Raw genomic sequence first — 740 nt, forward strand, 5'->3', positions numbered from 1 at the left:
CGAGCGCTGGGGGTTCTACAACCGGCTGGTCGATGCGGCGGCGCTCGAAGCCGATGCGCTCGACATGGCGGCGCGCATCGTCTCCGGCCCGACCTTCGCGCATGGCATCACCAAGACGCAGCTCAACCAGGAATGGTCGATGGGCCTCGACCAGGCGATCGAAGCGGAGGCGCAGGCACAGGCGATCTGCATGCAGACCGGCGATTTCGAGCGCGCCTACAAGGCGTTCGTGGCCAAGGAAAAGCCGGTGTTCGAGGGGAATTGAAATGTTGTCTTCGTTCAAGACGGACATGCCGGCGGGACAGCGCCCCGCTCTGTCCTGCCGGACATCTCCCCCACTTGGGGGGAGATTAGCTATCATCTCCGCTTTCGCCAATCGCCAAAGCCGCAAGAATGAGCGGGGCGCTGAAACTGCCAATCTCCCCCCAAGTGGGGGAGATGTCCGGCAGGACAGAGGGGGGCGCCGTAGAGTGCAACCCTCGAAGCACAGCGGAGGCGCAAATGCCTGACCGTTCCTTCCTCAACTGGCCCTTCTTCGAAGACCGGCACCGCGAGTTCGCCGAACGCCTCGACGGCTGGTGCGCCACAAACCTCCCCGTCGATCACCACGACGTCGACGCGGCCTGCCGCGAGCTCGTGGCTAAACTCGGCCGCGACGGCTGGCTGAAGCCGACGGCGCTCGATCCGGCCAACCCCGGACCGCTCGATGTGCGCACGCTGTGCATCACGCGTGAGACACT

The 740-nt window shown here is 65.0% G+C and carries 1 protein-coding gene and 1 pseudogene; both read left to right on the forward strand.

Annotated features, from left to right (window positions below):
- Nucleotides 1-265, forward strand: a 265-nt coding sequence (locus DPM33_RS35655) for an enoyl-CoA hydratase-related protein (RefSeq protein WP_245442701.1), incomplete at its 5' end; no start/stop codon positions are given.
- A gap of 236 nt (nucleotides 266-501) precedes the next feature.
- Nucleotides 502-740 (forward strand): annotated as a pseudogene (locus DPM33_RS35665) (acyl-CoA dehydrogenase family protein); the annotation flags it as partial.

This window comes from Mesorhizobium hawassense (genome assembly GCF_003289945.1).
GTDB lineage: Bacteria > Pseudomonadota > Alphaproteobacteria > Rhizobiales > Rhizobiaceae > Mesorhizobium > Mesorhizobium hawassense.